The 25751-nt window shown below is 62.5% G+C and carries 20 protein-coding genes and 1 tRNA gene; 18 read left to right on the forward strand and 3 right to left on the reverse strand.

Annotated features, from left to right (window positions below):
• The coding region (locus tag AB1451_12535; GenBank protein ID MEW6683731.1) for a transglutaminase-like domain-containing protein at positions 1-2066 on the forward strand (2066 nt) is incomplete at its 5' end.
• On the opposite strand, the gene AB1451_12540 is transcribed toward AB1451_12535, so the two are convergent.
• Both AB1451_12540 and AB1451_12545 read right to left on the reverse strand, forming a co-directional pair.
• Positions 2032-2607, reverse strand: coding sequence for an IS630 family transposase (locus AB1451_12540; GenBank protein MEW6683732.1), 576 nt, complete (start codon positions 2605-2607; stop codon positions 2032-2034). The two genes, AB1451_12535 and AB1451_12540, sit on opposite strands and share 35 nt — an antisense overlap.
• Entirely contained in the window at positions 2532-3053 is a 522-nt protein-coding gene (locus tag AB1451_12545) for a winged helix-turn-helix domain-containing protein (protein ID MEW6683733.1), read from the reverse strand. The genes AB1451_12540 and AB1451_12545 overlap by 76 nt, the downstream gene beginning before the upstream one ends.
• Positions 3054-3120: 67 nt before the next feature.
• Between AB1451_12545 and AB1451_12550 the strand changes: the two genes are divergently transcribed.
• The 12 genes from AB1451_12550 to mscL all read left to right on the forward strand — a co-directional run bounded on the left by AB1451_12550 (position 3121) and on the right by mscL (position 21220).
• Positions 3121-3588: a hypothetical protein gene (locus AB1451_12550; protein MEW6683734.1), complete on the forward strand. Its 468-nt coding sequence runs from the start codon at positions 3121-3123 to the stop codon at positions 3586-3588.
• A gap of 112 nt (positions 3589-3700) precedes the next feature.
• Positions 3701-4060: a hypothetical protein gene (locus AB1451_12555; protein ID MEW6683735.1), complete on the forward strand. Its 360-nt coding sequence runs from the start codon at positions 3701-3703 to the stop codon at positions 4058-4060.
• 99 nt (positions 4061-4159) lie between these two features.
• Positions 4160-10933: a CARDB domain-containing protein gene (locus AB1451_12560; protein MEW6683736.1), complete on the forward strand. Its 6774-nt coding sequence runs from the start codon at positions 4160-4162 to the stop codon at positions 10931-10933.
• Between the two features lie 196 nt (positions 10934-11129).
• Positions 11130-12539 carry a type I glutamate--ammonia ligase gene (gene glnA / locus AB1451_12565; GenBank protein MEW6683737.1) on the forward strand — a complete coding sequence of 470 codons (1410 nt, stop codon included), beginning with the start codon at positions 11130-11132 and terminating at the stop codon, positions 12537-12539.
• Between the two features lie 116 nt (positions 12540-12655).
• A complete protein-coding gene (locus AB1451_12570) occupies positions 12656-14182 on the forward strand; it encodes a sigma 54-interacting transcriptional regulator (GenBank protein ID MEW6683738.1) in 1527 nt (508 codons plus the stop codon).
• Positions 14183-14349: 167 nt separating this feature from the next.
• On the forward strand, positions 14350-14712 hold the full coding sequence (locus tag AB1451_12575) for a hypothetical protein (GenBank protein ID MEW6683739.1): 363 nt from the start codon (positions 14350-14352) through the stop codon (positions 14710-14712).
• A complete protein-coding gene (locus AB1451_12580) occupies positions 14709-15320 on the forward strand; it encodes an FmdE family protein (GenBank protein ID MEW6683740.1) in 612 nt (203 codons plus the stop codon). The genes AB1451_12575 and AB1451_12580 overlap by 4 nt, the downstream gene beginning before the upstream one ends.
• Before the next feature lie 269 nt (positions 15321-15589).
• The gene (locus AB1451_12585; protein MEW6683741.1) at positions 15590-18067 is read left to right on the forward strand and encodes a glycosyltransferase; all 2478 of its coding nucleotides are present in this window, start codon (positions 15590-15592) and stop codon (positions 18065-18067) included.
• A gap of 183 nt (positions 18068-18250) precedes the next feature.
• Complete coding sequence (locus AB1451_12590) at positions 18251-18604, forward strand: hypothetical protein (protein ID MEW6683742.1); 354 nt, start codon at positions 18251-18253, stop codon at positions 18602-18604.
• 84 nt (positions 18605-18688) lie between these two features.
• Complete coding sequence (locus AB1451_12595; protein MEW6683743.1) at positions 18689-20158, forward strand: galactose oxidase-like domain-containing protein; 1470 nt, start codon at positions 18689-18691, stop codon at positions 20156-20158.
• A 192-nt stretch (positions 20159-20350) separates the two neighbouring features.
• A complete protein-coding gene (locus AB1451_12600) occupies positions 20351-20698 on the forward strand; it encodes a diacylglycerol kinase (GenBank protein ID MEW6683744.1) in 348 nt (115 codons plus the stop codon).
• 78 nt (positions 20699-20776) lie between these two features.
• Positions 20777-21220 (forward strand): large-conductance mechanosensitive channel protein MscL, encoded by a 444-nt coding sequence (gene mscL, locus AB1451_12605; protein MEW6683745.1) that lies wholly within the window; start codon positions 20777-20779, stop codon positions 21218-21220.
• A 23-nt stretch (positions 21221-21243) separates the two neighbouring features.
• Here mscL and mtnA read toward each other — a convergent pair whose 3' ends face one another.
• Positions 21244-22329 (reverse strand): S-methyl-5-thioribose-1-phosphate isomerase, encoded by a 1086-nt coding sequence (mtnA, locus tag AB1451_12610; GenBank protein ID MEW6683746.1) that lies wholly within the window; start codon positions 22327-22329, stop codon positions 21244-21246.
• A gap of 347 nt (positions 22330-22676) precedes the next feature.
• Here mtnA and ald point away from each other — a divergent pair, with 347 nt between their 5' ends.
• The 5 genes from ald to AB1451_12635 all read left to right on the forward strand — a co-directional run bounded on the left by ald (position 22677) and on the right by AB1451_12635 (position 25751).
• A complete protein-coding gene (gene ald, locus AB1451_12615; GenBank protein ID MEW6683747.1) occupies positions 22677-23780 on the forward strand; it encodes an alanine dehydrogenase in 1104 nt (367 codons plus the stop codon).
• Between the two features lie 11 nt (positions 23781-23791).
• A tRNA-Pro gene (locus tag AB1451_12620) sits at positions 23792-23865 on the forward strand.
• A gap of 15 nt (positions 23866-23880) precedes the next feature.
• The gene (locus AB1451_12625) at positions 23881-24165 is read left to right on the forward strand and encodes an acylphosphatase (protein MEW6683748.1); all 285 of its coding nucleotides are present in this window, start codon (positions 23881-23883) and stop codon (positions 24163-24165) included.
• Positions 24158-25216 carry an RNA polymerase sigma factor RpoD/SigA gene (locus AB1451_12630; GenBank protein ID MEW6683749.1) on the forward strand — a complete coding sequence of 353 codons (1059 nt, stop codon included), beginning with the start codon at positions 24158-24160 and terminating at the stop codon, positions 25214-25216. The genes AB1451_12625 and AB1451_12630 overlap by 8 nt, the downstream gene beginning before the upstream one ends.
• A gap of 22 nt (positions 25217-25238) precedes the next feature.
• Positions 25239-25751, forward strand: coding sequence for an adenine phosphoribosyltransferase (locus AB1451_12635; protein ID MEW6683750.1), 513 nt, complete (start codon positions 25239-25241; stop codon positions 25749-25751).

A 25751-nucleotide genomic window follows, 5' to 3' on the forward strand; every position in this document is an offset into this window, starting at 1 on the left:
ACCTGCCGCACCGCACACCCAAGCCCCAAGAGCGCAAGCCGCGACTCAAAAAAGAGGAATTCGCCGAATTCCAGCCCCAGATTCGGCTGGCCTACAACGGAGACCCAGCCAATCTGATGCTGGCGCAAGCGAACCCCGACGTACCCACACCCGCTGACTTGGCCGAAACGATCGAGGTACAATTCACGCCCGAGATTCAGGCCCTGGCCATCGAGTTGGAGCATAACCCGGTGAAAATTTACAACTGGGTGCGAAATAGCATCGACTTTGTGCCGACGTACGGCAGTATCCAAGGTGCGCACATGTGCCTGCTGACCAAGCAGTGCAACGACATGGACACGGCGTCGCTGCTGATTGCGCTGCTGCGGGCCTCGGGCATTGCGGCCCGCTATGTGATGGGCACGATCGAAGTCCCCATGGCCCAGGTGATGAACTGGGTGGGCGGATTTACCGATGAACGGGCGGCGCTGGACTTCATCGCGAGCGCGGGGACCCCGGTGTCGATGGGGAGTTTCTCGGGAGGAAAAGTGTCCACGGTGTTCCTCGAACACGTGTGGGTCGAGGCGTATGTGGACTTTATCCCGTCCCGGGGGGCTCGGCATCAGCAGGGCGATACCTGGATTCCGTTGGATGCTAGCTTCAAACAATACACGTACCAGCAGGGGGTAAACCTTCAAACCGCGATGTTGTTTGATGCCCAGGCGTTCATTGACCAGATTACGGCAACGGCCACCGTCAACGAAGCCGAGTCGTCCGCCACCAATATCGACGCCACGGCGATTCAAGCCGCGCTGCGTACCCTCCGCGATCAGCTCACGACACACGTCACCGACACCATGCCGAACGCCACGGTCGGCGACGTAATTGGAGGTAGACACTTGGTCGTCCAGGCTCTCCCGCGATTGCCTGCGACGCTGCCGTATCGTGTGGCGACCCAAGGAGCCACGCGCGCCGACCTGCCCGGGGCGACCCGGCACCTGATCACAATGGAAGTGTCTGGCGGTCCGCTCTCGATCGGCCCCAGTCTGTCCTACGCGATTGCCTTGCCGAGCATGGCGGGCCGGCGTGTGACGCTGAGCTACGCGCCGGCGACCTCGACCGATCAGGAGGTGATCGCTGCCCTCTTTCCAGCGCCGCATGCGGACGGGAGCCCCATCCTGCCTGAGGAACTACCCGCCGCCTTTCCGGCATATTTGATCAACCTGACGCCGGAACTGCGCGTCAACGGTGTGGTCGTGGCGACGGGCGAGGCCATTCGCATGGGCACGTCACACGATTTAACTATCATGTTTGCTGATCCCGCTGGAGGCGGGATCAGCCGCGTCGCCCATGCCGTGACAGCGGGAGACTACCTTGCGGTGGTCCTGAATGCGGGTGGCGTCTCGATCAAGGCACTGACGGATCAGCAGGCTCGGTTGGAAGCTCTCAAGGCCAAGATTGAGGCACAGGACGTGGCCGGTATCGCAAAGGACGACCTGATCGGCGATCTCCTGAATAGCGTCATCGTCACGTATTTCTATGAAACAGATGTCCTCGACAAGCTCACGGCCCAGATAATGCGCGCTGTCCACCTGCGTTTGCCGTCTGAAGGCGCCTTTATCTTGAGCCTGAAGACCAACTTTCTCTTCGGTGTTCCGAAATCTGTGAGCCCTGCCGGGATGACCATGGATGTGCCACGGCTGTTCTATACCGTCAAGGCCAGGGATGGAAATCCGAGCACAACCTGGCAATTCGGCCTGGTCGCAGGACCCATGGCCTCGGCGCTGGAGCACTCGGTGCCCGAACAGGTGCTCTCGACCTCGTCGGCGCCGGTCGAGGCTATCTCTGCCGTCAAGGCCTTATCGGTGGCCAACAGCCAAGGGATACCCATTTACACGATCACGCCGCTCAATGCGGCCAGCGTGCTGCCGAACTTGGCGATTCCGGCCCCATTCCTGAACGACATCAAAGATGCCGTCAATGCGGGGAATGTCGTGACCGTGTCGAAAACCATGGTGGTGTTTATTGACTGCTGTATAAGTAATACAATACTCAGCGCAAAAAAGGGGGCAACTCGGAGTGCGTGATACAGGCCCGGAGGTTCGCTGGGGACCGTCGCAACGCATCCAGGGCGTCCAGCAGATGGGTGGCCAGTTCGACAACCTCATCGGGACGGCCGTTCGCGAGCGTGCGTTTGGTGGCCGTCCAGACGCCTTCGTCCGGATTGAGTTCTGGTGCGTAGGTGGGGAAGGCTTCCAGGCGCAGACGCGGGTACGCACGGCACAGGGCGCGGAGCGGCTCGCCCTTGTGGATCCGCCCGTTATCCCACAGCACGATCACCGGGCCCGGCAGCTGCCGCAGCAGGTGACGGAGAAACGCGCAGACCTCGGCGTGTTGGAGATTTTTCGGATGCACATCGAAGTACAAATTGAGGTGCTGGCGGCGCGGACTGACCGTGAGCGCCGAGATGACCGAGAGCTTGTCGCGACGGGCCCAGGCGCGCACGAGCGGCGTCTGCCCGCGCGGGGCCCAGGTCCGGCGCACGCTGGGCGTCAGCGCGAAGCCCGATTCGTCGAGGAACGCGAGGTGGGCCCCCAGCCGCGCGGCGTTTTTTTTACCTGCGGCCACCGCGTCTGCTTCCACCGCGCAATGGCCGCTTCGTCCCGTTCCAGGGCTCGGCGCTCCGGCTTCTGGGCACTCCACCCGAGGCGATGCAGCAGACGGCCGACATGATCGCGATGATAGCGAATGCGAAAGACGCGGCCGATCAGGTCGGCGATGCGCTGCGTGGTCCACAGCTCCGTGCGAAAGCCGTGGGCCATGGCCCCTTGCAGGAGCAGGCGGAGCAATCGGCGGTGCTGCGTGGGCGTGAGCCGCGGCGGACGTCCCGGGGTCGGGCGGACCTTGAGGGCCCGCCGGCCACCGCGGCGCCGGGCATTGCGCCAATGCATGACCGAACTCGGGGCACACCCCAGTTTCCGACCCACTTCGTTGAGGGACAGCCCCTCATCCAACAGCTTGAGGGCCAGATGGCGGCGGGCTTCCAGTTGTGCGGCAGAACCTTTCGGACGCATGGGCGGCCTCCGGCTGGAGGCTCTATACTATTGCATTACTTATGCAGTTGTCAATAAGGGCCGGGCGGTGCTGGGGTATGTGGCCATTGATCCTGAGACCGGAGCGGGAGCCTATATCATTGGAGGAAGTAATGGTGGGCTGGCGGATGTAGCAGCAAATATACTCGTAGGTTTAGTCTGGGGGGCGTTTTTCTTTGCATCATTCACCGCCGGTCTTCTGGCGTTTCCTATCCTATCAGTTGTCCTCGGTATTGTTGGTACGCTTGCAATCGCTGGCCTAAAGCTTAGCCTGACCGGAGACAGCGGATTTAATGCTGGAGCGACGCTTCTGGCGTTGGTCTCTGGGATGGTCACGGGATTCATATTGAATTTTTCGATAGAGCTTTTACCCCTCGGCCTTCTTGCCCCCGTTTCGTCTATAGCTTTCCCGCTTTTAGCGTTATTAGGAATAGTCGTCATAGCGGCGATTGTAGCTGATTATTTATTTGCCTTTTACGCTTGGAGATGGTGGGCAGAAAGAAGAAGATATGTCTAGTAGTTGGCAAAGACAGTATAAGGCTTACCCAGGAGTGATCGGTTTCGCACTAATCTTCCCTTGGTTGATACCATCCCTGGTTGTAGTGTTTTTGGCCATAAGGCTTGTGCTAATGGGAGAGATTAACCGGGTAGCGGTGATTTACACATTTGTGGGAGTTTTATTTGCGATGCCTTACTGTCTAACCTTCTGGTCCGTCGTAGTCCGCACAGTATTAGTGCTCAATGAGAACGGTATAGTTTATCGTGCTATCAAACTCCATCCCTGGATGATTTTCCGATCTGTTCCAATTGAAATTAAAAGTTCATGGAGCGACGTGCGTGAAGTGTCGTGGGTAGGGGCTCCGAATGCCGCAATGCATATCAAGACCGATCATGGCGTGATCAAGTTTTGGGTGATGTTTCATGATCGTGTGAATGCGGAAATCATGCGTGAGATTCTCTCACGCGTCCCACATCTCAAGCGATCTTGAAGGCTGGAGCGGAAAGGCTTTAGTTGTGGGAGCCAGCGGAATAGCGAGCTGAATTTGGCACAGTTCTTCATCGCGTTCATGGTTTTTGCTGGATGGGCCATGAGTCCTGGCACGGCGCGCGCCCAGCAGCCCGCCATCGACGCTGGTCTGGCCTACCTGCGCGCGGCGCAACTGCCAACTGGCGCATGGGTGGCTAGCGTGGAGGCGGAAACGCAGACCACTGCGGCGGCCGCCCGGGCCTTTCAGGTTTTAGGTGCGTCAGAGCCGGCGGTGACGAGCGCCGTCGCGTGGCTGACGGCGCAGTCCTTTGAATCGGTGGAAGACCGGGCAAACCAGGCCGAGGTGCTAGCGGCTTCCCAAGCCGATGTGTCGACTGCCGTTGCCACGCTGAAGGTCTTGCAGCAGGTCGAGGGTGGGTGGGGAGCAGACGTGACCAACGTGTTCCCTAATGAGGTTGTTGATACGCTGGCCGTGCTGCGCGCGCTGAGCGCGGCGGGTGCGGCGGATTCGGCCACCGTCGCACGGGCGTTGGGCTATTTGTTGGATGCCCAGAATGCCGACGGCGGCTGGGGCGCGGCGCGGGGGCGGGCCAGCGAGGTGTTCTATGCCGCGCAGGCGGTGCTCGTGCTCGCCGAGTTTCGCTCGACGTTCCAGCTCAACGGTTCGCTGCAATCGGCGAGTGCGTTTCTCGTTGCCCAGCAACATCCCGACGGCACCTTTGGCGAGCCGAGCGGCACGACGTTTGAGACCGCGCTTGCGCTGCAGGCCTTGGCGCGGTCGATCGTGGACCCGGCCCCCAGCCAACGGGCCATCACAGCGCTCCTGGCGAGCCAGGCTGCCAATGGGAGCTGGGGCGACGATGCCTACTCTACGGCACTGGCCATTCGGGCGTTGGCCGATATCAAGCCCAACCTGCTCGTCGGCGCGGCGACGCTTTCGGCCATACCAGCGACCCCGCAAGACGGCCAGGCTGTGACCCTCACCATCCCGGTGCACAACACCGGGTTACAAGACGCCAGCAACGTGCTCGTCCGGTTCTTCCTCGGCGATCCCAACGCCGGCGGCGCGCAGATCGGGACGGATCAGATCATCGGATCGATCCCTTCAGGTGGTTCGGCGCCAGCATCCATCACCCACACGTTTACCGGCACGGGCGGCCGCACCATCTTCGTCCAAGTCGATCCGGCCAATGCCATCGCCGAAACGTCCGAAGGTGACAACCTCACCCCCAGCCGCCTCTGGGTGGCCACTCCGCCGGATCTCGTGCTCTTCACTGCGGACATCGTGCCTGCGACCTTCACCCCGGTACCCGGTACCGCCTTTGCTCTGGAATACACCGTGCGTAACCTGGGCGAGGCGGGCACTGGGCCATTGACCGTGGCCGTGTACGACGGCAATCCGAGTGCGGGTGGGGTATTGCTCACGACTCAAGAACTCTCAAGTGTCAGTGGGGCGGGGAGTCGGACTAGTACGGTGGGCATCACGCTGACTTCGGCGGTGGCGCACACGTTGTATGTTGTCGCGGACTCCACCAACCAGATCACCGAGTCGTCCGAGACCAACAACCAGGCCTCGGTCACCGTGCAAGTCGGCGCCACGCCCATGGCCGCGGACCTCGCGGTCACGCCGATGGACATCACCTTGAACCCGCCCAGGCCGCAGAGCGGTGAGAGCGTGCAAGTCACGGCGCGGTTCCGCAACGAAGGCACCGAAGTCGCGAGCACTGTCACGGTCGAACTGTTCGACGGCGCGCCGGAATCGGGCGGAACGCTGCTCACGAGCGAGACACGGACGCTGGTGCCGGGCGAAGAGCAGACCCTCACCGCGACCTGGACCGCCACAGCCGGGATTCATGACCTCTACGTGGTGCTGGATCGGGCCAACCAACTCGTCGAGATCACGGAGACCAACAACCAGGCGGTCCTGCGTGTCATGCCCGATTTGGTCGACCTCCTGGTCTCGGCCACGGACCTGGCCTTTACGCCAAGCCATCCCGTGATCGGCGATCTGGTGACTTTCACCGCCACGGTGCGCAACCTCGGCATCCGAGAGAGCGGCGCGTTCAGCGTGGCGCTCTACGACGGCGATCCGGCCAGCGGCGGCCTGCTCCTGCAGACGTATCCCGCGCCCAACCTGCTGGGCGACGCCAACACCACCGTGACGTACACCTTCACCGCCGAAGCCCGCACGTATCGCTTCTACGTAGTGGCAGACGCGGACGGCCAGGTCACCGAGCTGGACGAGGGCAACAACCAGGCCATGCGCTCGCTGCGCATCAAAGCCCCGGGCGAAATTCTGGGACCGGATCTCATCGCGCTGAAGATCGATGTCGAAAACGCGACCACTGACAACCAGACCCTGGCCATCAGCGGCAGTGTCTTGGTGACCGTGCAGAACACGGGCGACGCCAAGATCACCACGCCGTCCTCGGTTCTGATCTTCGACGACACGGACTTCGACAGCCGCTACACCGCGGGCGTGGATACGCTCCTCGGCACCGCGGGCGCGACCCAGACCCTCTGGCCCGAGGGCGCGACATTGGTAACCGTGCCGCTGGCCGGCGCGGTCCGCTTCCTGGACGCGCCGCTGCACGTCCTGGTGGACGCGAACGATGCCTTGGCCGAGACCGACGAGACCAACAATGTGATGCGCTCGGGCACGGACTGCGACGTGCGACCGGCGCAGCCGATCCAGCCGGTGGTGGAGTGGAAGTGGCGGGGAGCGGTTGGAAACGATTTCAATTCGACCGGGATCACCATGCCGCCAGCGATCGTGAACCTCACAGATGATAACGGCGATGGGCGGATCGATAACACGGACATTCCCGACCTGTCGTTCATCGCCAGCACCGATCCTCAGGGACGCGGGACGCTCCGGGCATTGCGCGGCGACACCGGGGCGCAACTCTTTGCTGTGCGGGATCCAGATCATGCGCCGTATTACATCGGGTCCCTGGCCTCCGGGGATTTAGATGGGGACGGGCTAGTCGAGTTGGTGACGTCCAAAGTAGGGGCGCCTGGGCTGCTTGCCTTTGAACACGACGGGACCCTGAAATGGGACAATGCGGCTCTGGTCGCGGCCTGGAATCAATCGCATCTGTTCCAGCAGGTCACGACAAACACAAACGGCACGCCATTGCTGGCCGATGTCGACGCGGATGGCATCCCGGAGATCGTGATGGGCGGGAGCATCATCAACGCCGACGGCTCCATCCGATGCGTGCGCGACGCCCAGTCAGGCGGTGGCGTCGGATCTGCCGGTTGGTATGGGCCCAGTCTTGCGGATCTGGATGGCGATGGACGCCAGGAGATCGTGACCGGCAATACCGCGTATCGGCCCGACTGTACGATCCTGTGGCGGAATACCAGCCTCCCGGACGGGCTGACCGCCATCGCCAATTTCGATGACGATGCCGCTCCGGAAGTCGTCATGGTTACGTACGCAACGATCGTGGGACAACCTGCCGGGGGCAAAGTGTTTCAGTTGGAGCACGACGGCACGATCCGCTGGGGGCCGGTGACGCTCCGGGGCCTGGAACCCACGGCCCAGGCTGCCGGACTGGGGGGAGTACCGGTCGTGGCGGATTTCAATGGAGACGGGCGACCCGATATCGGCGTAAGCGGTCACGATCGCTATTTTGCGCTCGATGCGGACGGCCTCGTGGTCGCAAGTTATCCGGCTCCGTATAACCAAGGATTCGGGGACGGATTCTACTCAGCGCCGACGGTGTTCGATCTCAACGGGGACGGCCGGCCCGAGGTCCTGATGAACAAGAACGGCTATTTCCGGATCTTCGACGGCCCCAGCGGGACCCTGCTCTACGAAGAGCGCTTTGGGGCGGCGTTCAATAGCTATCAGAACGTGGTGATCGCGGACGTGGACGGCGATCAGCAGGCCGAGGCCGTGGCGTTCGGTTTCGGGTGGTCCTTCAGCGGCGACGGGCTGCGCGTCTACGGCGCCGCCGGGAACGATTGGGTGCCCACCCGCCGGATTCGCCATCAGCCCGACTATCACGTCACCAACGTCCACGACGACGGCACCATCCCATCGTACGAAGCCCCGAGCTGGCTGGTGCACAACACCTACCGTGTCCAGGCGCCGGTCGGCGAGGTCACGAATCCGTACGTGGCCCCCAATCTGACCGCCTCGTACCTGCGCGCAGTGCAAACCAGCACAGGCGTGACGCTGACCGTGCGTATCGGCAACGGCGGGGCCGTGTCTGCGGCCTCGGGCACGGTCGTCGCCTTCTACGACGGCGATCCCGAGGCGGGTGGCGTGCTCATCGGCACGGGCCAGACCACGCGGGCCTTGGCGCCTGGCGACTATCAGGACATCTTCTTCGCATGGACTGGGGCGAGCGTGGGGGAACGGACGCTCGTGGCGGTGGTGGATCCGAACGGCACGCGACCGGACTGCGACGTGACGGACAACCGCGCGAGCCTGAATACCACAATCGTTTCCATTCTGCCTGACCTGAGCATCACCGGGAGCGACGTGCAGGCGTTGGGGGCGCTCTCTGAGGGCCGCCTCATCCCGGTGCGCGTGACCGCGCACAACCCAGGCGGGGCGGATGCGCCGAGTACAGCGGTTCGCGTGACCCTGGGCGATCCCACGCAGGGCGGCTTGGAGCTAGGCCGAGCCACACTGCCGGCCCTGGCTGCTGGCGCGAGCGCCACGGTGGACGTCATGTGGGACAGCCTGGGCGCGACCGGCACGAACTACCTCTACGCCCAGGTGGATCCCGATCAGACGGTCAGCGAAGCGACCACCGCCAACAACACGGCGCTCATTGCCGTGGACCTGGCTGCCCCGGCGCAGCCTGATCTGACCATCGCGCAGGTCGCGGTCTCTTTGCCCACCGTCCCTGAGGGTGAGGCCCTGACGGTCACGGCTCACGTGACGAACCGCGGCGCGGACGTGGGAGGCGCGCAGGTGGCGCTGTCCCTGGGCGATCCCGCCGCGGGCGGCGTCAGCCTGGGCATGGCGTCCATTCCCACCATCCTGGCGCATGGCCAGGCCACGACCGTGACCTGGTCGGTCGAGACGCTGGGCCGATCGGGTAGCCACGAACTGGTCGCTCTCGCTGACCCCGGCGCCACGATCCCGGAGCTCGATGAGAGCAACAACCAGGGCACGGCGACCGTCACGGTCCTGCCCAGCGGGCTCGCTGCGGTCGTCAGCACCAACCAGCCGTCGTACACCGCAAACGAGACCGCAACGATTACCGTAACCCTGTACAACTCAGGGCCCGCGCGCGCCGTGGATCTGGAGGTGATCGCCGAAGATACGTCGGGTGTCCTGGTGCAGACCGTGACCGATCAGGTCGGGCTGGCCCTGGGCGACGCTGAAACGCGGGTCATCACCGGCCTGACGTTTGGCACCGGCAACACGTTCGCGGGCCCCTACCGGGTCCGGGCGCGCGCGCGCGAGGCCGGCGCGGTGGTGGCCGAGGCGACGAGCGCCTTCACCATCCTTCCGGTGGTGCAGGCCGAGGCGCGGCTGGTCGCGGACAAACAAGCCTACTCCGCGCACGAACCCGTCACCCTCACTACGACCGTGACCAGCCAGAGCCCCAACCACGTGCTGACCGGCGTGACCGCGACCATCACTGTGACCGATCCCAGCAGTGCGGTCCTTTTCACCGAGACACGATCAGTCCTGGATCTGCTGCCCGAGGCCCGTATCGAGCTCAAGAGCTCCGTCGACACCGGCACGCACCCCGCCGGGCTGTACACCGCCTCGCTCGCGGTCCAGGGCGCGGACGGCTTATCGGCTGCAAGCCAGGCCGCGTTTGAAATCCTCTCCAGCGTGGCCCAGGCCGCGGCCCTGGCGGGAACCCTCGACGTCACGCCGCACACGATCATCGAGACCGAGCACACGACCCTGACGTACTCCATCCAAAACATCGGCAATGAGATCGATCTGCCGCTGATCCAGACGGAGGTGCTGGTCGTGGATCCGGACACCGAAACGGCCGTACGCACCATCACCGGTGAGGCGTCCCTCAACGGCCGGGAAGTCTATGAGACCTCCATTGCGTTCGAGAGCGCGGGCCTACTGCCCAAGGCGTACCTGATCGTGCTGCGCGGCACCACCGCGGGGGTGACCCAGTCGCTGGCGAGCGCGGGACTCACGATCGAGCCCAGCCCCAACACCGCGCCCACCGCGGAGGCGGGACCGGATCAGGTCGGGTACGTGGGGCAGTCGATCGCCTTGGACGGGACCGGGAGCAGCGATCCGGACAATGATCCGCTAACCTACGCGTGGCGATTCGTTGCGATTCCGACGGCGAGCCAACTCACGGATGCGTCGCTGGCCGGCGCCGCCACGCCCACGCCGTCGTTCGTGCCGGATGCGGACGGCACGTATGAGCTCGGACTGATCGTGCATGACGGCACGGTGTCGAGTCCGGAGGACCGCGTCTTCGCGTTCGTCAATCCGCCGGTCGAGGTGGACCTGCATCCGGAGACCATCAACCTCAAGAGCCAGGGCGGATCGAAATCATTGACCGCGGAGTTGGAGTCCTATGTGCTGTCCGCGTTCGCGCCGTTGACCGCGCCCGACAGCGTCACGGTGACCGCCTCGTTCGAGTTGACCATCCAGTACGTGGACGCGGCGGGCCAGACCGTGGTCTTCACCATTCCGAACGAAGAGTACCCCGGCGACGATCGGGTCGAGGCGGAGGACGAAGACCAAAACGGAATCGCGGACGAGTACGAACTGACGCTCAAGTTCCCGCGCAGCCTGTTTGTCGCGGGCTTCACCGATGCCCAGGGGGCGCTCCGGATCACCGAGCACACCGAGGTGACCGCCACCCTGATCGGGAACGGCCTGGTGATCGGCCGGGATACGGCTCGGGTGCTCCCTCCGTAGGGCGTATCGGGCGCTGCTTGACACTCGTGTTTCGCGCGTGCTATAAGCGGCTCATTTCCTAGCCCCAAGGGCTAGGCACCCGGAGGACAAAGACGTCCTTCAGGCGTTCAGGTGCGCCTGGGACGTCTTTTTTATTTGCTGTCGACGTGGGTCGAGTGAGGAACGAGGGTATGGTGCGGACCGAAAGGAGAGGGAGATGACGGCGAAGGAAGTGTTGGAGTACGCGAAGAAGAACAAGGCAACCATGGTCGACTTGAAATTCGTCGACTTCCCCGGAATCTGGCAGCATTTTTCCATCCCGATCGAAGAACTGACCGACGGCGTGTTCAAAGAGGGGCTCGGCTTCGATGGGTCGTCCATCCGCGGCTGGCAGGCGATCAACAACAGCGACATGCTGGTCGTGCCGGATCCGGGATCCGCGGTGATGGACCCGTTCATGAAACAGCCCACGCTGAGTCTGATCTGCAGCATCGTCGATCCGATCACGCGCGAACAATACGACCGCGACCCGCGCTACATCGCGCAGAAGGCCGAGAAGTATCTCAAGTCCACCAAAATCGGCGACACGGCCTACTTCGGACCTGAAGCCGAATTCTTCATTTTCGACACCATCCGGTTCGATCAGAACAGCCACAGCGGCTACTACTTCATCGATTCCGATGAAGGGATCTGGAACGCGGGGCGGGAGGGTGACAACAAGGGCTACAAGCCCCGCCACAAGGAAGGCTACTTCCCGGTGTCGCCCACCGACGCGCTCGACGATATCCGCACCGAGATGACGCTGGAGCTGCAGAAGATGGGCATCCCGGTCGAGCGGCAACACCACGAGGTGGCGACTGCGGGTCAGGCCGAAATCGACATCCGGTTCGACTCGCTGGTCAACATGGGCGACAAGATGATGACGTTCAAGTACGTCATCAAGAACGTGGCCAAGCGCCACAATAAGACCGTCACGTTCATGCCCAAGCCGCTCTTCGGGGACAACGGCTCCGGCATGCACACACACCAGTCGATCTGGAAGGACGGCAAACCGCTGTTCGCGGGCAAGGAGTACGCGGGCGTCTCGCAGATGTGCCTGTACTACATCGGCGGGATTCTCAAGCACGCCGGGGCGCTGGCGGCGATCACCAACCCGACCACCAACTCCTACAAGCGACTGACGCCCGGGTTCGAAGCGCCGGTCAACCTGGCGTACTCGAGCCGCAATCGTTCGGCGGGTGTCCGCATCCCGATGTATTCCCCCAGCCCCAAAGCCAAGCGGATCGAGGTGCGTTTCCCTGATCCCTCCTGCAACCCATACTTGGCGTTTGCCGCAATGCTGATGGCCGGGCTTGACGGCATCGAGAACAAGATCGATCCCGGCCCTGCGATCGAGAAGGATTTGTATGACCTGGAGGCGGAGGAGGCCGCCCGGATCAAGACCATGCCCGGCAGCCTCGACGAGGCGATGGAGAACCTGGCCCGTGATCACGCGTTTCTGCTGAAGGGCGGGGTGTTCAGCAAAGATGCGCTCGAAACCTGGATGACCTACAAGCGGGAGAAAGAAGTCGATGCCATGCGGTTGCGTCCGCACCCGTACGAGTTTTTCCTCTACTTTGACATTTGACCCCGCGGCTCAAGGCGGAGGGCTGTGCGCCTTGAGCGCCGCGGACCCGATCACACACGTCGGGGCGTTCACATGAACGCCCCGACGTGCCTAAGGACTCCTGACGCGGTTCCCCGATGACCCCTCTTGAGCGCAAGGTTCAAGAACTCACCTGTTTGTACGAGGTGGCGCGTGCGCTCGCCACCTCGCTCGATATCAGAGAAACGAGCAGCGAGGTGCTTCGAATCCTCGGCACCGTGCTCGGCACGACGCGGGGGGCGCTCGCCCTGCACGACCCGGGGACCGATGACCTCGTGATTACCGCCGCATACGGGCTGACGGATGAGGAGATGGCGCGTGGACGCTTCAAACCCACCGAAGGCGTGACCGGGGCGGTGTTTACCGCGGGTGAGCCCATGATCGTGCCCGACCTCGGAAAGGAACCATTGTTCCTCAACCGGACGCAATCGCGGGCTGATCTGTCTAAACTCGCGCTGGTGGCGGTGCCGGTCCAGGCGCAAGGAGAAACCCTCGGGGTGCTCAGCGTGGATCGGCCGGCCCCGGACCCCACGGTCAGCTTGGACGAGGACGTGCGGGTCCTCACCGTGGTGGCATCGCTCATCGGGCAGGCCGCCAAACTCCAGCGCGTGGTTGACGACGAGCGCCGCAAACTCGAGGCGATGAATCTCTCCCTGCAACACCAGTTGCAGGCCAAATACCGTTCGTCGCCCATTGTCGGGCGCAGCCCCGCCATGGTCGAGGTGTTCGAGGCGATCGAAAAGGTGGGCGGGAGCCGGGCCACGGTGCTGCTGCTCGGGGAGAGCGGAACTGGCAAGGAACTCATCGCCCGCGCCGTTCACTACAACAGCCCGCAAGCCGACGGCCCCTTTGTCACGCTCAACTGCGCGGCGTTGCCCGAGAACCTCATCGAGAGCGAGTTGTTCGGACACGAAAAAGGCGCGTTCACCGGCGCTACCGCGCTGCGCAAGGGACGGTTCGAGCTCGCGGACGGCGGGACACTGTTCTTGGACGAGATCGGCGAGCTGCCGCTGGCCATGCAGTCCAAGCTGCTGCGGGTGTTGCAGGAACGCACGTTCGAGCGGGTCGGCGGCAACCGACCGATGACGGTGCAGGTCCGCCTGATCGCCGCCACCAACCGGGACCTGGAACGCGCGGTGGCCGAGGGATCGTTCCGCGAGGACCTGTACTACCGGTTGAAGGTGGTGCCGATTCGCGTGCCTCCGTTGCGCGAACGCAAGGAAGATATCCCGCTGCTGGTCGACCATTTCTTAAAGCGCCTGCGGCAGGAACACCAGAAACCCACCACGATCATGCCTGACGCGTTGGCGCGTCTGGTCGAACACCATTGGCCGGGGAACGTCCGCGAGTTGGAGAACACGTTGGAGCGGATGGTCATCATGGGGCGGCAACCGCAAATCACGCTGCAGGATGTGATAGCGGTGGTCGGGGAGCGAAGGCGGTCGTCATCCGCCGGCGCTGAGGGGGATGCCTCGCTGACCTCCTCGGTCGAAGAGTTGGAGCGACAACAAATCGTGAAAGCCATGGAAGAGGCCAAGGGCGTGCAGGCGAAAGCCGCGAAATCGCTCGGCATCACCCCGCGGCAATTGGGATATCGGCTCAGAAAGTACGGCCTGGCCTCATAGAGGCTGTCCGGGAATGGTCATCTGCTGCGTTGGCGCTGCGCTTCCGGTGCTCACATATACGAATCCAGTATGCTCCGCTCCGGTTCTCGCGCCGCCTTGCATCCGGCGCTTTCCTGAACAGGCTCCGCTTTCGCGGTGAGTCGGATAAAGTCTTAGATCGGCAGACAATGACCACGTTTCTCAGTACAGCGTTTCTGCAACAGTGTTTCGCCATGCACCGATACGATCTGGTGGTCAAGCGGGTCACGTCGTCCGGAGTGGTGGTCAGCTGCAAGGCCTGCAAGATTCGGCACGCCGCGCGCCTCGGCCCATGGGACCCTACGGAAACAGAGGGGGCGACTCGTCCCGCCACGGAGGAAGCCATTGAGCTGATCACATGTGCGACGGATCACCTGGCGGCGGTCTCGGTGCAGACCGTTGACGTCCAGCGCGACTGTTTGGAGATCGCGTGTCGCCAGTGCCGCAACGCCCGACCGTTCCGCATCCTCGAATGTGTGACACGCTCGCTGAGCGGCGGGAGCGGCTTGTGAGCGAGGCGCCACCCGATTCCGAGTTCGACGCCGTGGTCGCGTTTCACGGCCACCTCTGTCTGGATATCGCGATGGGGTACCGCGTCGCCAAAGCCGCGCTCCGCGAGTTATCCTGTGAGCGGCCGCGCGACGAGGAACTGGTGGCCATCGTGGAAAACGATTCTTGCTCGGTGGACGCGGTCCAGGCCGTAACGGGCTGTACGTTCGGTAAGGGGAATCTCGTGTACCGTCCGTACGGCAAAGCGGCCTATACGTTCGTGGACCGCCGGTTCGGCCGCTCCGTTCGAATCTATTGCCATTTTTGGGAAACCTTTGACCGCGGAGAAGGCGTAGCCTTTACCGCCTTGATGAACCGGGTACTGGCGGGTGGGGCGTCGCGAGCCGAACAGGAGCGCTTCGGGCGCGAGATGACCAACCTGTCCCACCAAGTCCTGGCTCTGCCGGAACGCGACCTGTTCTCGGTGTCTCCCGTCGCGGTGCCGCCTCCGCCCGGAGCCAGGATTTTCGCGTCTGCGGCGTGCGAGCGCTGCGGGGAATGGACGATGGAAACTCGTCTCGGCACGGTCGACGGAAAACGGCTGTGCCCGCCCTGCCGTGGCGACGCCTGAGGCGATCCGCCAGCGGCTTAGTTGCCATCGCACAATTTTGAACGATCCCGTCCCGGAGTCCGGCGAACGGTCTAGCTGGCTCGGGCTCTGCCACACCGCCACCAGTGAGAAACGCCCCGCTTAATCTTGACGGACTCCGGAGGAAAGTGGGCCCTTCGGCGGTCTCTTTACTAACATTGGCGTCTGTGGCGACCGTGTGATAAAACTGCACTCACGCTAGGGTCATGATGGGAGAGAAAAACATCGTTCATCGCAAGCGACCACGCGCTATGGTCTGGTACGAGGCCGTCCCAAGTTTGGGATGGAGCCTGGTCGCCGGAGTGTTTGTTATCGCGGTCTTCCTTGTCCCGGTCGGCATGACAGTGTGGGGCGCGGACTCGACGAGTCCGTCCGCCAGCGAGTTCTGGCGATCGGCATTGATGGGCGGTCCGGTGACGCTGCTCGACGTGGTGGTGTCTGGGGTGGCGTTAGCGGCCCTGCTGATCCTCGTGGCCCGGTATCGCGGACCATCACGGCTGCAATGGGTGATTGTCGCGATCAGCCTCGTCTTGAGCGTCCGCTATCTGGTCTGGCGTGGCCTCTATACGCTCAATACCGAGGAGCCGATTGGTCTCGGTTTAAGTCTCACGTTGTTCTTGGCCGAACTCTATGGATTCGGGGGGACCCTATTCTTCTATCTGCAGATTCTCAAACCCACTCAACGCACGATCCCTCCGGTCGACGTAGATCGCTGTCCTTCCGTGGACGTCTTCGTCACGATTTTTGATGAACCCGTTGAAGTGCTCAGACGTACGTTGGTCGCTTGCCTGGCCATGGAATACCCGGCCGACCGAAGGAAGATCTATGTCCTGGACGACGGCGGACGTCAAGAGACTCGCCTGCTGGCCGCATCGTTAGGGTGCGTCTATCTGAGTCGATCGACCCGCGTTCACGCCAAGGCCGGTAATTTGAACCACGCATTGGCACAGTCGGCCGGTGAAATCGTGGTCACGTTCGATACCGACCACATTCCGGTCCGGACGTTCCTGAAAGAAACGTTGGGTGCGTTCGATGACCCCAAGGTCGCATTCGTCCAGACGCCGCATCACTTCTCCAACCCGGATATCTTCCAACGCAATCTTCGCCTGGAGGACAAACTCGTCAATGAGCAGGATCTGTTTTTCCGCGTGGTCCAGCCGGGACGAGACGGCCGTAACTCTGCGTTTTACACGGGAAGCGGCGGGATATTTCGGCGGCGGTATCTAGAGGAGATCGGGGGATTTGCGACGGACTCGGTGACCGAGGACATCCATACGAGCCTCTTGCTTCACGCCAAAGGATACCGGTCGATCTATTTCAACAAGGTCCTGACGTCCGGTCTCGCTCCCGAAACATACACCAGTTTCCTGACACAACGTCAACGATGGGCTCGCGGAGCGTTTCAGATTTTCCTGTCGCGGCACAACCCGCTGCTGATTCGAGGACTCACGCTCGTCCAACGCATCGATTACTTCGCCTCGATGTACTACTTCCTGCATGGACCGGCTCGGTTGGTGTACATTGCGGCCCCTTTGGCGCTGCTCCTGTTCGGGCAGTACATCATCTATGCCGATCCGCTCACGCTGCTGACCCTTTATCTGACTGCATACGTGGGAACTCTGGTGGCGTTCTCCGCCATGACGCGGGGTTTCTGCAACCCGTTCTGGGCCGACGTCTATGAAACCGTGATGTCGTTTTACTTGACAGGGACGCTGATTGGATCGGTTCTGTTCAGGCGCAGGTCGGTGTTCCACGTCACCCCCAAGGGGATCCGCTCGTCGCGATCGGTCTTTCGCTTTCTGCCGAGTCTCCCATACATCGTTCTAACCGGGGCGTTGGCCGCTGGTATCGGCTTTGGCCTGGTCGAGCTCTTCAAATGGCGTGCGGCTGACTCGGCGATCGTGGTCAGTCTATTGTGGGCCGGATACAATCTACTCGTGTGCGCCGCGGCTGCCGCCGTCGCTCGCGAGAGGCCGCAGCGCCGGACCGCACCCAGGTTGGAGCGAGAGTTTTCGTGTGAACTCCTAGCGGACAGCGTTGTTCTGCCGGCCCGGGTGGTCGATCTGAGCGAAGCAGGAATCCGTCTCCTCCATAGTCAACCACGTTCTCTTCCTGAAGCGGTGGAAGTTAGATTAATCGACGCCGCCGGCGAGCGGACCGCGGTCAGCGGGCGTGTGGTTCGCAACGACTTGTTGGACAAGCAGCGGGCGATCGTGGGAATTGAGTTCCGAGAGCTCTCTGAATCACAATTGCGACACGTGATTCTCCAGATGTACAGCGATCCAGGAATATGGGCAGGGCGCCCGCACGTCGACACGAGTGCGTGGAGATCGTTCCTCTGGCTCGGAACCTCGCTGTTCCACGCCTTCGGCCGCGACATCCAATCGTTCCGTCGGCGAGATCCTCGAAGCCCAGTGGAGATTCCGTGTGAAGTGATATCACGAGACATGGTGCTCTCAGGAGCCACAGAGAATATCAGCGAAGCGGGGCTCCTCATTCGACTCCGAGATCTGACCGGGTCCGTTCCCGAGGTCTGTTCCGTCCGGTTGATCCCGGGCTCCGACGTGCTGACGCTTCGAGGGCGAATCGTGTGGAAAGCTCCGAAGGGTCTGCCTGTGCGCGCAGGCGTCCAACTCGAAGAGCGGGTGAGTCCCTTTCTCTTGAGCTGGATCGAATTTGCCAAATCGTCCCGATCCGGGGTCGGCGGCGGGGGCGCGTTCGTAGGCTGATTGTGAAGCAGGGTGCTGGGGTGGGACGGGGCCTGTGCAATGGCGGTGAGCGTCGCGAACATGCGCAGGCTCGCGATGCCAACGGATGGACCATTTGGAGGTACACACGTGATATGGCGTACCAGTATTAGACCGCTCGTGGTCAGCTTGGTGGTTATTATGATGGGCACTGTTGCTGGTGGGATGAGGTCGGCATTCGGTTTCGAGGGCCTACCGGGTTCTACATGGGGCCAAGCCTCGTATGAAAAAGCCGACATTGCGGGACCCGGTATCATAGGCTACGTCAATCAAGGGATCGACTGGACCACGTTGCCTGGAGACTTGAAGGTGAATACGTTCGCGGAACTGCGGTACCGGTTTCGAGAAAACAACAAGGAGTTCTATAACGCCTACGGACCAGCACTCGGTGCGGAACTCCGTCGCTCGCCGTGGCATCTTGGCGTGGACTACTATTGGGAGCAATATCCGGAATTGGAGGAACGTTCCAACAGGTTTCAATTTTATCTGAGGTGGTACCACGACTGGAATCTGAAGTGACGATGACTCCACCCGACTCATCCAGCCCCGCCTCTTGAACAGAACCGCGATCCATCCAACCAATTCAGTGACACAGAGACTCCCATGAACAAAGCTTGCGTGCGCGCGGTTGTGTGTCTGATCGGCGTCCTCATGCATGCCTGTGCCGGCGATGGATCAGACGTGGACGCGGACCCGCGAGGGACCGTTGGCGAGTGGAGTCCGGTCCTTGATGCGCAGGTACTTCCTATCGACATGCACGCGCTTCCCACCGGGGAAGTCATGTATTGGCAGAGAGGCGACATCGGAGATCCCTATCCACGCCTGTGGAATCCGACGACAGGAACAATCAGAACCGCGACTCCTCCAGGATACGATATCTTCTGCAGCGGCCATTCCTTCTTGGCCGATGGGAACTTGCTTGTCACGGGCGGACACATTTCGGATTTGGTCGGTCTCCAAAAGGCTGGTATGTATAATCCGTTTACAGATTCGTGGATACCCCTTCCCGATATGAATGCTGGTCGTTGGTATCCCACGAACACCACACTGGCAAACGGCGACGTGCTCGTGGTGTCAGGGGAAATTACCGATGTCCCGTCGCGAGTTGTGAACGAATTGCCCCAGGTGTGGCAACCGGCGAGCGGTACATGGAGGGACCTCAGCACAGCCCAGTTGCCGCTCCCCTTGTATCCATTCATGTACCTAGCCTCGGTCGGATGGGTGTTCAACGCGGGTCCGAACCAGATCACCCAGTACCTCGATACCTCCGGGACTGGGCAATGGATTCCCGTTGCGGAGAACAACTACGGTGCGCGGTTTGAAGGATCGTCCGTGATGTACGACGACGGCAGGGTTCTCGTCGTCGGCGGCGATGACGACGAAGAAGGTCCGCATGCGCCGACAAGTACGGCCGAAATCATCGACCTCAATGTGCCGTCTCCCGCGTGGCGATACGTCGCTCCAATGGCGTACCCGCGGAAATATCATACGGCCACGATCCTTCCGGACGGTCGGGTGTTGGTAACGAGCGGGACGATGTCAGGAGATTTCAACAACGCGACCGGCGCGGTGCACGCCGCGGAGTTGTGGGATCCGCAGACTGAGACGTGGACCCTTCTCGCGGAGATGCAGGAGAGTCGGGTGTATCACTCGAACGCCTTGCTTCTGCCGGACGGACGGGTATTGGTCGGAGGGGGAGGGCAACCGACGTCGTCGGGAGAGGCGCATGCGCATCCCACCTTTGAAATATTTTCGCCACCCTATCTTTTTAAAGGGAAGCGGCCGACCATCGGCGCAACTCCCTCAGCCGTGACGTACGGTGAAAAGTTCTTCGTGGAGACCTCGGTTGCCGTTGAGATCGAGAACGTCCATTGGATACGACTCCCCTCGGTGACCCACGGGTTCGATCAGAATCAACGGATCAACCGCTTGTCATTTTCTCAGACAGCAGGGGGATTGCAGGTTGCCGTGCCCTCGAACAGGAACCTGGCGCCTCCGGGGCACTACATGTTATTCATTCTCACCAAGCAGGGGGTCCCATCGGAAGGGCGGATCATACAAATCACGGTGTAGTCAATAGTTCCACATAGCGGACCAGCAGTCCACTGTGCTATCCTAGTCCCCTCACAAGCATCCGCAGCACCCCAGAGCCACGCCTTATGACGACATACCGGACTGGGACCTGAAACGGCGGTGACCGGCCCCGGCCCTTCCGATCGCGTCCGACCGTCGTGGCTTGGCTACAAACCCGAGCCGACCGGAGCGGTGAGACGGGTGATTCGAGCCCTCGGTTTCTCAATCGATGGCCTCAAGGCGACGTGGAGGACCGAATGGGCCTTTCGCGTCGATCTGGTGGTGTTCGTCGCGTTTGCTCCACTCGCGCTGTGGCTGGGGCGCAGTGGCGTTGAGCGCGCGCTGCTCGTCGGCAGCTTATTTCTCGTTCTGATCGCCGAGTTGGTTAATTCGGGGATCGAAGCGGTGGTGGACCGCATCGGACCGGATCGCCACGAACTCTCCAAGAAAGCCAAAGACGTGGGGTCCGCCATTGTCTTGGTCGCGCTGGTCAACGCGGGACTCGTGTGGTTGCTGATCCTGGTTGAACGGTTTCTCTGATTCACCATCCCGGGGTCGATCCATCTCCCAGCCGCGACTCGCCTACCCGTCAGATCAACTCAACCCAAGGAGGGGACGATGCTGAAAGACTTCAGAGCCTTCGTGCTGCGTGGGAACGTCCTGGACATGGCGGTGGGAATCATCATCGGCGCGGCATTCGGGAAGATCGTATCGTCGCTCGTCAGCGACGTGCTGATGCCGCCGATCGGGTTGATCGTCGGGAAGGTCAATTTTTCTCACCTGTTCGTGAACCTCTCGGAGACCACGTATCCAACGCTCGAGGCCGCCAAGGCCGCAGGCGCTCCGACGCTGAACTACGGAATGTTCATCAACTCGGTGGTCGATTTCCTGATCGTCGCGGCGGTGATCTTTTTCTTGGTCAAACAGTTCGCCCGGTTGCAGCGACAAGAGGCTGGTCCGCCGCCCGCGCCGACGAATAAGACCTGTCCACACTGCATTTCGGCGGTGCCGATCAAGGCGACGCGCTGTCCGCAGTGCACCTCGGAACTGAAGGCGGCCTGAGCAACGGTTCAAGATGTTGGGAACTACGCGAGACGGTATGGCGCGAGGGCTGACTCCTCGCCGCCCAGGCGCCGAATGTCCTCCGGCCGGAAGGCGCCCTTTTCCGTGATGATCGCGGTGATCAATTCCGCGGGCGTGACGTCGAAGGCGGGGTTGTCGACCGCGACTCCCGCGGGCGCCACGGAAGCTTGCCCATTGACGTGCGTGACCTCGCGGGGATTCCGGGACTCGATGGGGATATCTGCGCCCGAGCGCAAGGACAGATCGAGCGTGGAGGTGGGCGCTGCCACGTAGAACGGCAAGCCGTGGTGGCGGGCGAGCACCGCCACGCCATAGGTGCCGATCTTGTTCGCGACGTCGCCGTTGGAGGCGATGCGATCCGCGCCCACGATGCACGCCCGGATGCGCCCCTGCCGCATCAGCGCTCCCGCCATGTTGTCGGTAATCAGCGTCACCGGGATGCCGTCCTGCATCAATTCCCACGCGGTCAGCCGCGCGCCCTGCAACACCGGCCGCGTTTCATCGGCCACGACCCGAATACGCTTGCCGCTGCTCCACGCGGCGCGGATCACCCCGAGGGCAGTGCCGTACCCGCCGGTGGCCAGCGCGCCGGCGTTGCAGTGGGTGAGGACCGTATCCCCATCGTGAATGAACCCGGCGCCGATCGCCCCCATGGTGCGGTTCATCGCGACATCTTCTTCAAGGATGCTTTGAGCTTCTTCGGTCAGGCGACGAACCAGGGCGCCGTGGTCCAAGTGCCGGTGGCTGGCCGCCACCCGCTTCATCCGGTCCAGAGCCCAGAACAGGTTGACGGCCGTGGGCCGGGTTGCGGCGAGTTCGTCGGCGATCTTCGCCAGGCCGCTCTGGATCTCGTCGGGCGAGCCGGGGGAGAGCGTCTTCACCCCCAGGGCCAGACCCATGGCCGCCGCGATTCCGATCGCGGGCGCGCCGCGGACCGCAAGGGTGCGGATCGCGTCCGCGACCTCCGCGTGGTCGTCGCACTCGATGTACACCGTCTCCTCCGGGAGACGGCGCTGATCGAGCAGGCGAACGCGGCCGCTGTGCCATGCCACGGTTACAAAGGGGGTGGTGGGTCCTTCGGATTGCATTGCTCCGGCCTCTCAACGATTGAAGGATTCTACGCCCCGAGTCGATGCACTGTCAAAACGCGCAGCGCGCCACGATGTGGCGCGCCGTGACGATGGCGCCGCAGGCCACTGCTCGCGTGGCAACGCAACGCGCAGCGCGCCACGATGTGGCGCGCCGTGACGATAGCGCCGCAGGCCACTGCTCGCGTGGCGCAGCAACGTGCAGCGCGCTGCCCGGTGGCGGCCATGACCATAGGCCGCGGGCCACTTCTCACGTGGCGAAGCAACGCCGACTTTCCGTTGACTTTTCGCGGGCCGACCTGGTACTTTAGCTCGATTCGGACAAGGACGTCCGTGTGGGGGGCGCGATGAAAGTCGGCGTTCCGCGTGAGATCATGGAGCACGAGTACCGGGTGGGGATGACGCCGGCGGGAGTTCGCGCGATCGCCCACCTTGGGGCTCAAGTGTTCGTGGAACGTGGGGCCGGGGAGGGAAGCGGGTTTTCCGATCGGGCCTACGAGGAGGCGGGAGCCATGCTGGTCGCCTCAACGGAAGCCGTGTACAAGATGTGCGACTTGATCGTGAAGGTCAAGGAGCCGCTCCCCAAAGAGTACCCGTGGATCCAGAAGGGGCAAACCCTCTTCACGTTTCTGCATCTGGCCGCTGATCGCGGGTTGACCGACGCGCTGTTGTCGGCGGGGGTCGTGGGGATCGCGTACGAGACGGTCACGCTGGCGGACGGCGTCCGGCCGCTCCTGCGGCCGATGAGCGATATCGCCGGACGCCTGGCAGTGCAGATCGGGGCGTCGTATCTCCAGAAGACCAACGGCGGCAGCGGGGTGTTGCTGTCCGGCATCCCCGGCGTGGAGCGCGGCCGGGTCACGATCCTGGGGGGCGGCGTGGTTGGGACCAGCGCGGCGAAGATGGCGGTTGGCATGGGCGCGCGGGTCACGGTGCTGGAGCAGGATCCCAATCGCCTGCGGTCGGTGGACGATTTGTTCGGAGGCCGCATTACGACGCTCGTCGCGAGCCCTGAGACCATTCACAACGCCGTGGTCCAGGCCGATCTTGTGATCGGAGCGGTGCTGGTTTCCGGGGGGAGGACGCCGCATTTGGTGTCGGCGCAAACCGTGGGGCAGATGCGAAAGGGATCGGTGATCGTCGACGTGTCGATCGACCAGGGTGGTTGCGTCGAAACCGCGCGGAAAACCACGCAGGCCGACCCGGTGTATACGGCGCACGGCGTGATCCATTACGGCGTCGCCAACTTGCCCGGGACCGTCCCGAGGACGTCGACGCAGGCGTTGACCGCGATGACTCTGCCGTACGTGATGAAGTTGGTGGAACGCGGCATTGAGCCGGCGCTGACCCAGGATCCGACCCTGGGCGCCGGGCTGAACGTGTATCACGGCCGGGTGGTGCATTCCGGCGTCGCTGAAGCCCACGGAATGCGGCTGGAGTCGTGGCACTAACCGAACGAGGACGGGGTGTGGCGCAGCCTGGTAGCGCACCAGCTTCGGGAGCTGGGTGTCGGAGGTTCAAATCCTCTCACCCCGATTTGCCCGTGACGAGATGAGCGACACCAAGGTCTACCAAGCCACTGTCCACGTCACCGGGCGGGTCCAGGGAGTCGGCTACCGGAACTTCGCCGCGGCGGAGGCGAATCGATTGGGCCTCAGCGGTCACGCCAAGAACCTCCGTGACGGGCGGGTCGAGGTGCGACTGGAGGGCTCCCGCGAAGTAATCGAAACGGTCATCGGACGGCTGCGGATCGGCCCCAGCGCGGCGCGCGTCGAGTCGGTCGATGTCAGGTGGCAGACGGGTTCGTCAGGGGCGAGAGGGTTCAGCGTTGCCTAATCCCAAATCTCGAAAGGCGGTTCTTCCCAAGCGGCCACGCAAAGCTAAAGACGTTACGCTCGACGACGAACCCGTCGAAGCGCCGGAGGCGGCGACCGACGAGACGTTTCCTCTCAAAGCCGAACTCGACGAAGACGACGGCGAGCGGAGCGGAAACGACGACGTCGAGTTCGAAGCCCATGAGACCGTTATTGAGAACGAGGCCGAGTCCGAGCCCAGCGGCGGCATGGACGCGGTCAAGAGTTACCTCAAGGAAATCCGCCGCTCCACGCTGCTCACCTTCGCCGACGAGCAACGCCTCGCCAAACTGATCGAGCAGGGTGACGCCAAAGCCCGCGAGCAGATGATCGAGTCCAATTTGCGGCTCGTCGTCAGCATCGGGAAACGCTACATCAACCGAGGCCTCCCGTTCTCCGATATCCTGGAAGAAGGGAACATCGGTCTGATCAAAGCGGTCGAGAAGTTCAACTATCGGCGCGGTTTCAAGTTTTCCACCTACGCGTCATGGTGGATCAGGCAGTCGATCGAGCGCGCCATCATCAACCAGAGCAAGTTGATTCGTCTGCCGGTCCACGTGGTCGAAAAAGTGAACCATTTCCTGCAGGCCGTGGATGCGCTCATGCAGGAGTACGATCGGGATCCCGACGCCAAGGAGATCTCCCGGCGCCTGCGGATTCCGGTCGATGAAGTCGTCCAACTCCAGCAGTTGATCCGCAAGACCTACTCGTTGGAGAGCCCGATCGGGACCGCGCAGGAGACGACGCTCAAAGACATCATCGAAGATACGTCTCAAGTGTCGCCGGCCACGACCGCGGAAGGGATCAGGCGACGCGAGGACATCATTCGGTGGATGAAGGTCCTGAAGCCCAACGAGCAGAAAGTGCTGGTCATGCGGTTCGGCCTCGACGGCGACGAACCCCACACCTTGGAAGAAATCGGCAAGGTCTTTGGTCTCACCCGAGAGCGGGTTCGCCAGATCGAGGCCGGTGCGCTCGCCAAGCTTCGCGGCGTGATCGGGAAAAAGAGCATCACGGCCGACGAAATCATTTAACCGTCCCCTCCCAGAGCGGTGCATGGACCTCAAGGCTAAAATTCGGGAAGTCCCGAACTTTCCCAAACCGGGCATCTTGTTTTACGATGTGACCACCCTGTTGCGTGATGCGCAGGCGTTTGCCCGCGTGATCAACAGGCTTTCGGAGTTTTACCGCGGGGAAGGCATTCAGAAGGTCGTCGGGATCGAATCGCGAGGGTTTATCCTGGGCGCTCCGCTGGCGCTGCAATTGGGCGTGGGGTTCGTCCCGGTTCGCAAGCCCGGCAAACTGCCGGCCGAGGTCTATGAAAAGACCTATGAGCTGGAATACGGGTCCAGTTCCTTGGCCATCCACCGGGACGCGATCGACCGCGGCGAGCGAGTCCTTGTCGTCGACGATCTCTTGGCCACTGGCGGTACCATGGCCGCCACGGTCCACCTGGTGGGCGAACTGGGCGGCGTGGTCGTTGGCGTCGCCGTCCTGATCGAGCTGGTGGAACTCCGTGGACGTGACAAGCTCAAAGACCAGCACGTCGTCTCCCTCCTCAGTTACTGA

This window comes from Nitrospirota bacterium, assembly GCA_040757335.1.
GTDB lineage: Bacteria > Nitrospirota > Nitrospiria > 2-01-FULL-66-17 > 2-01-FULL-66-17 > JBFLXB01.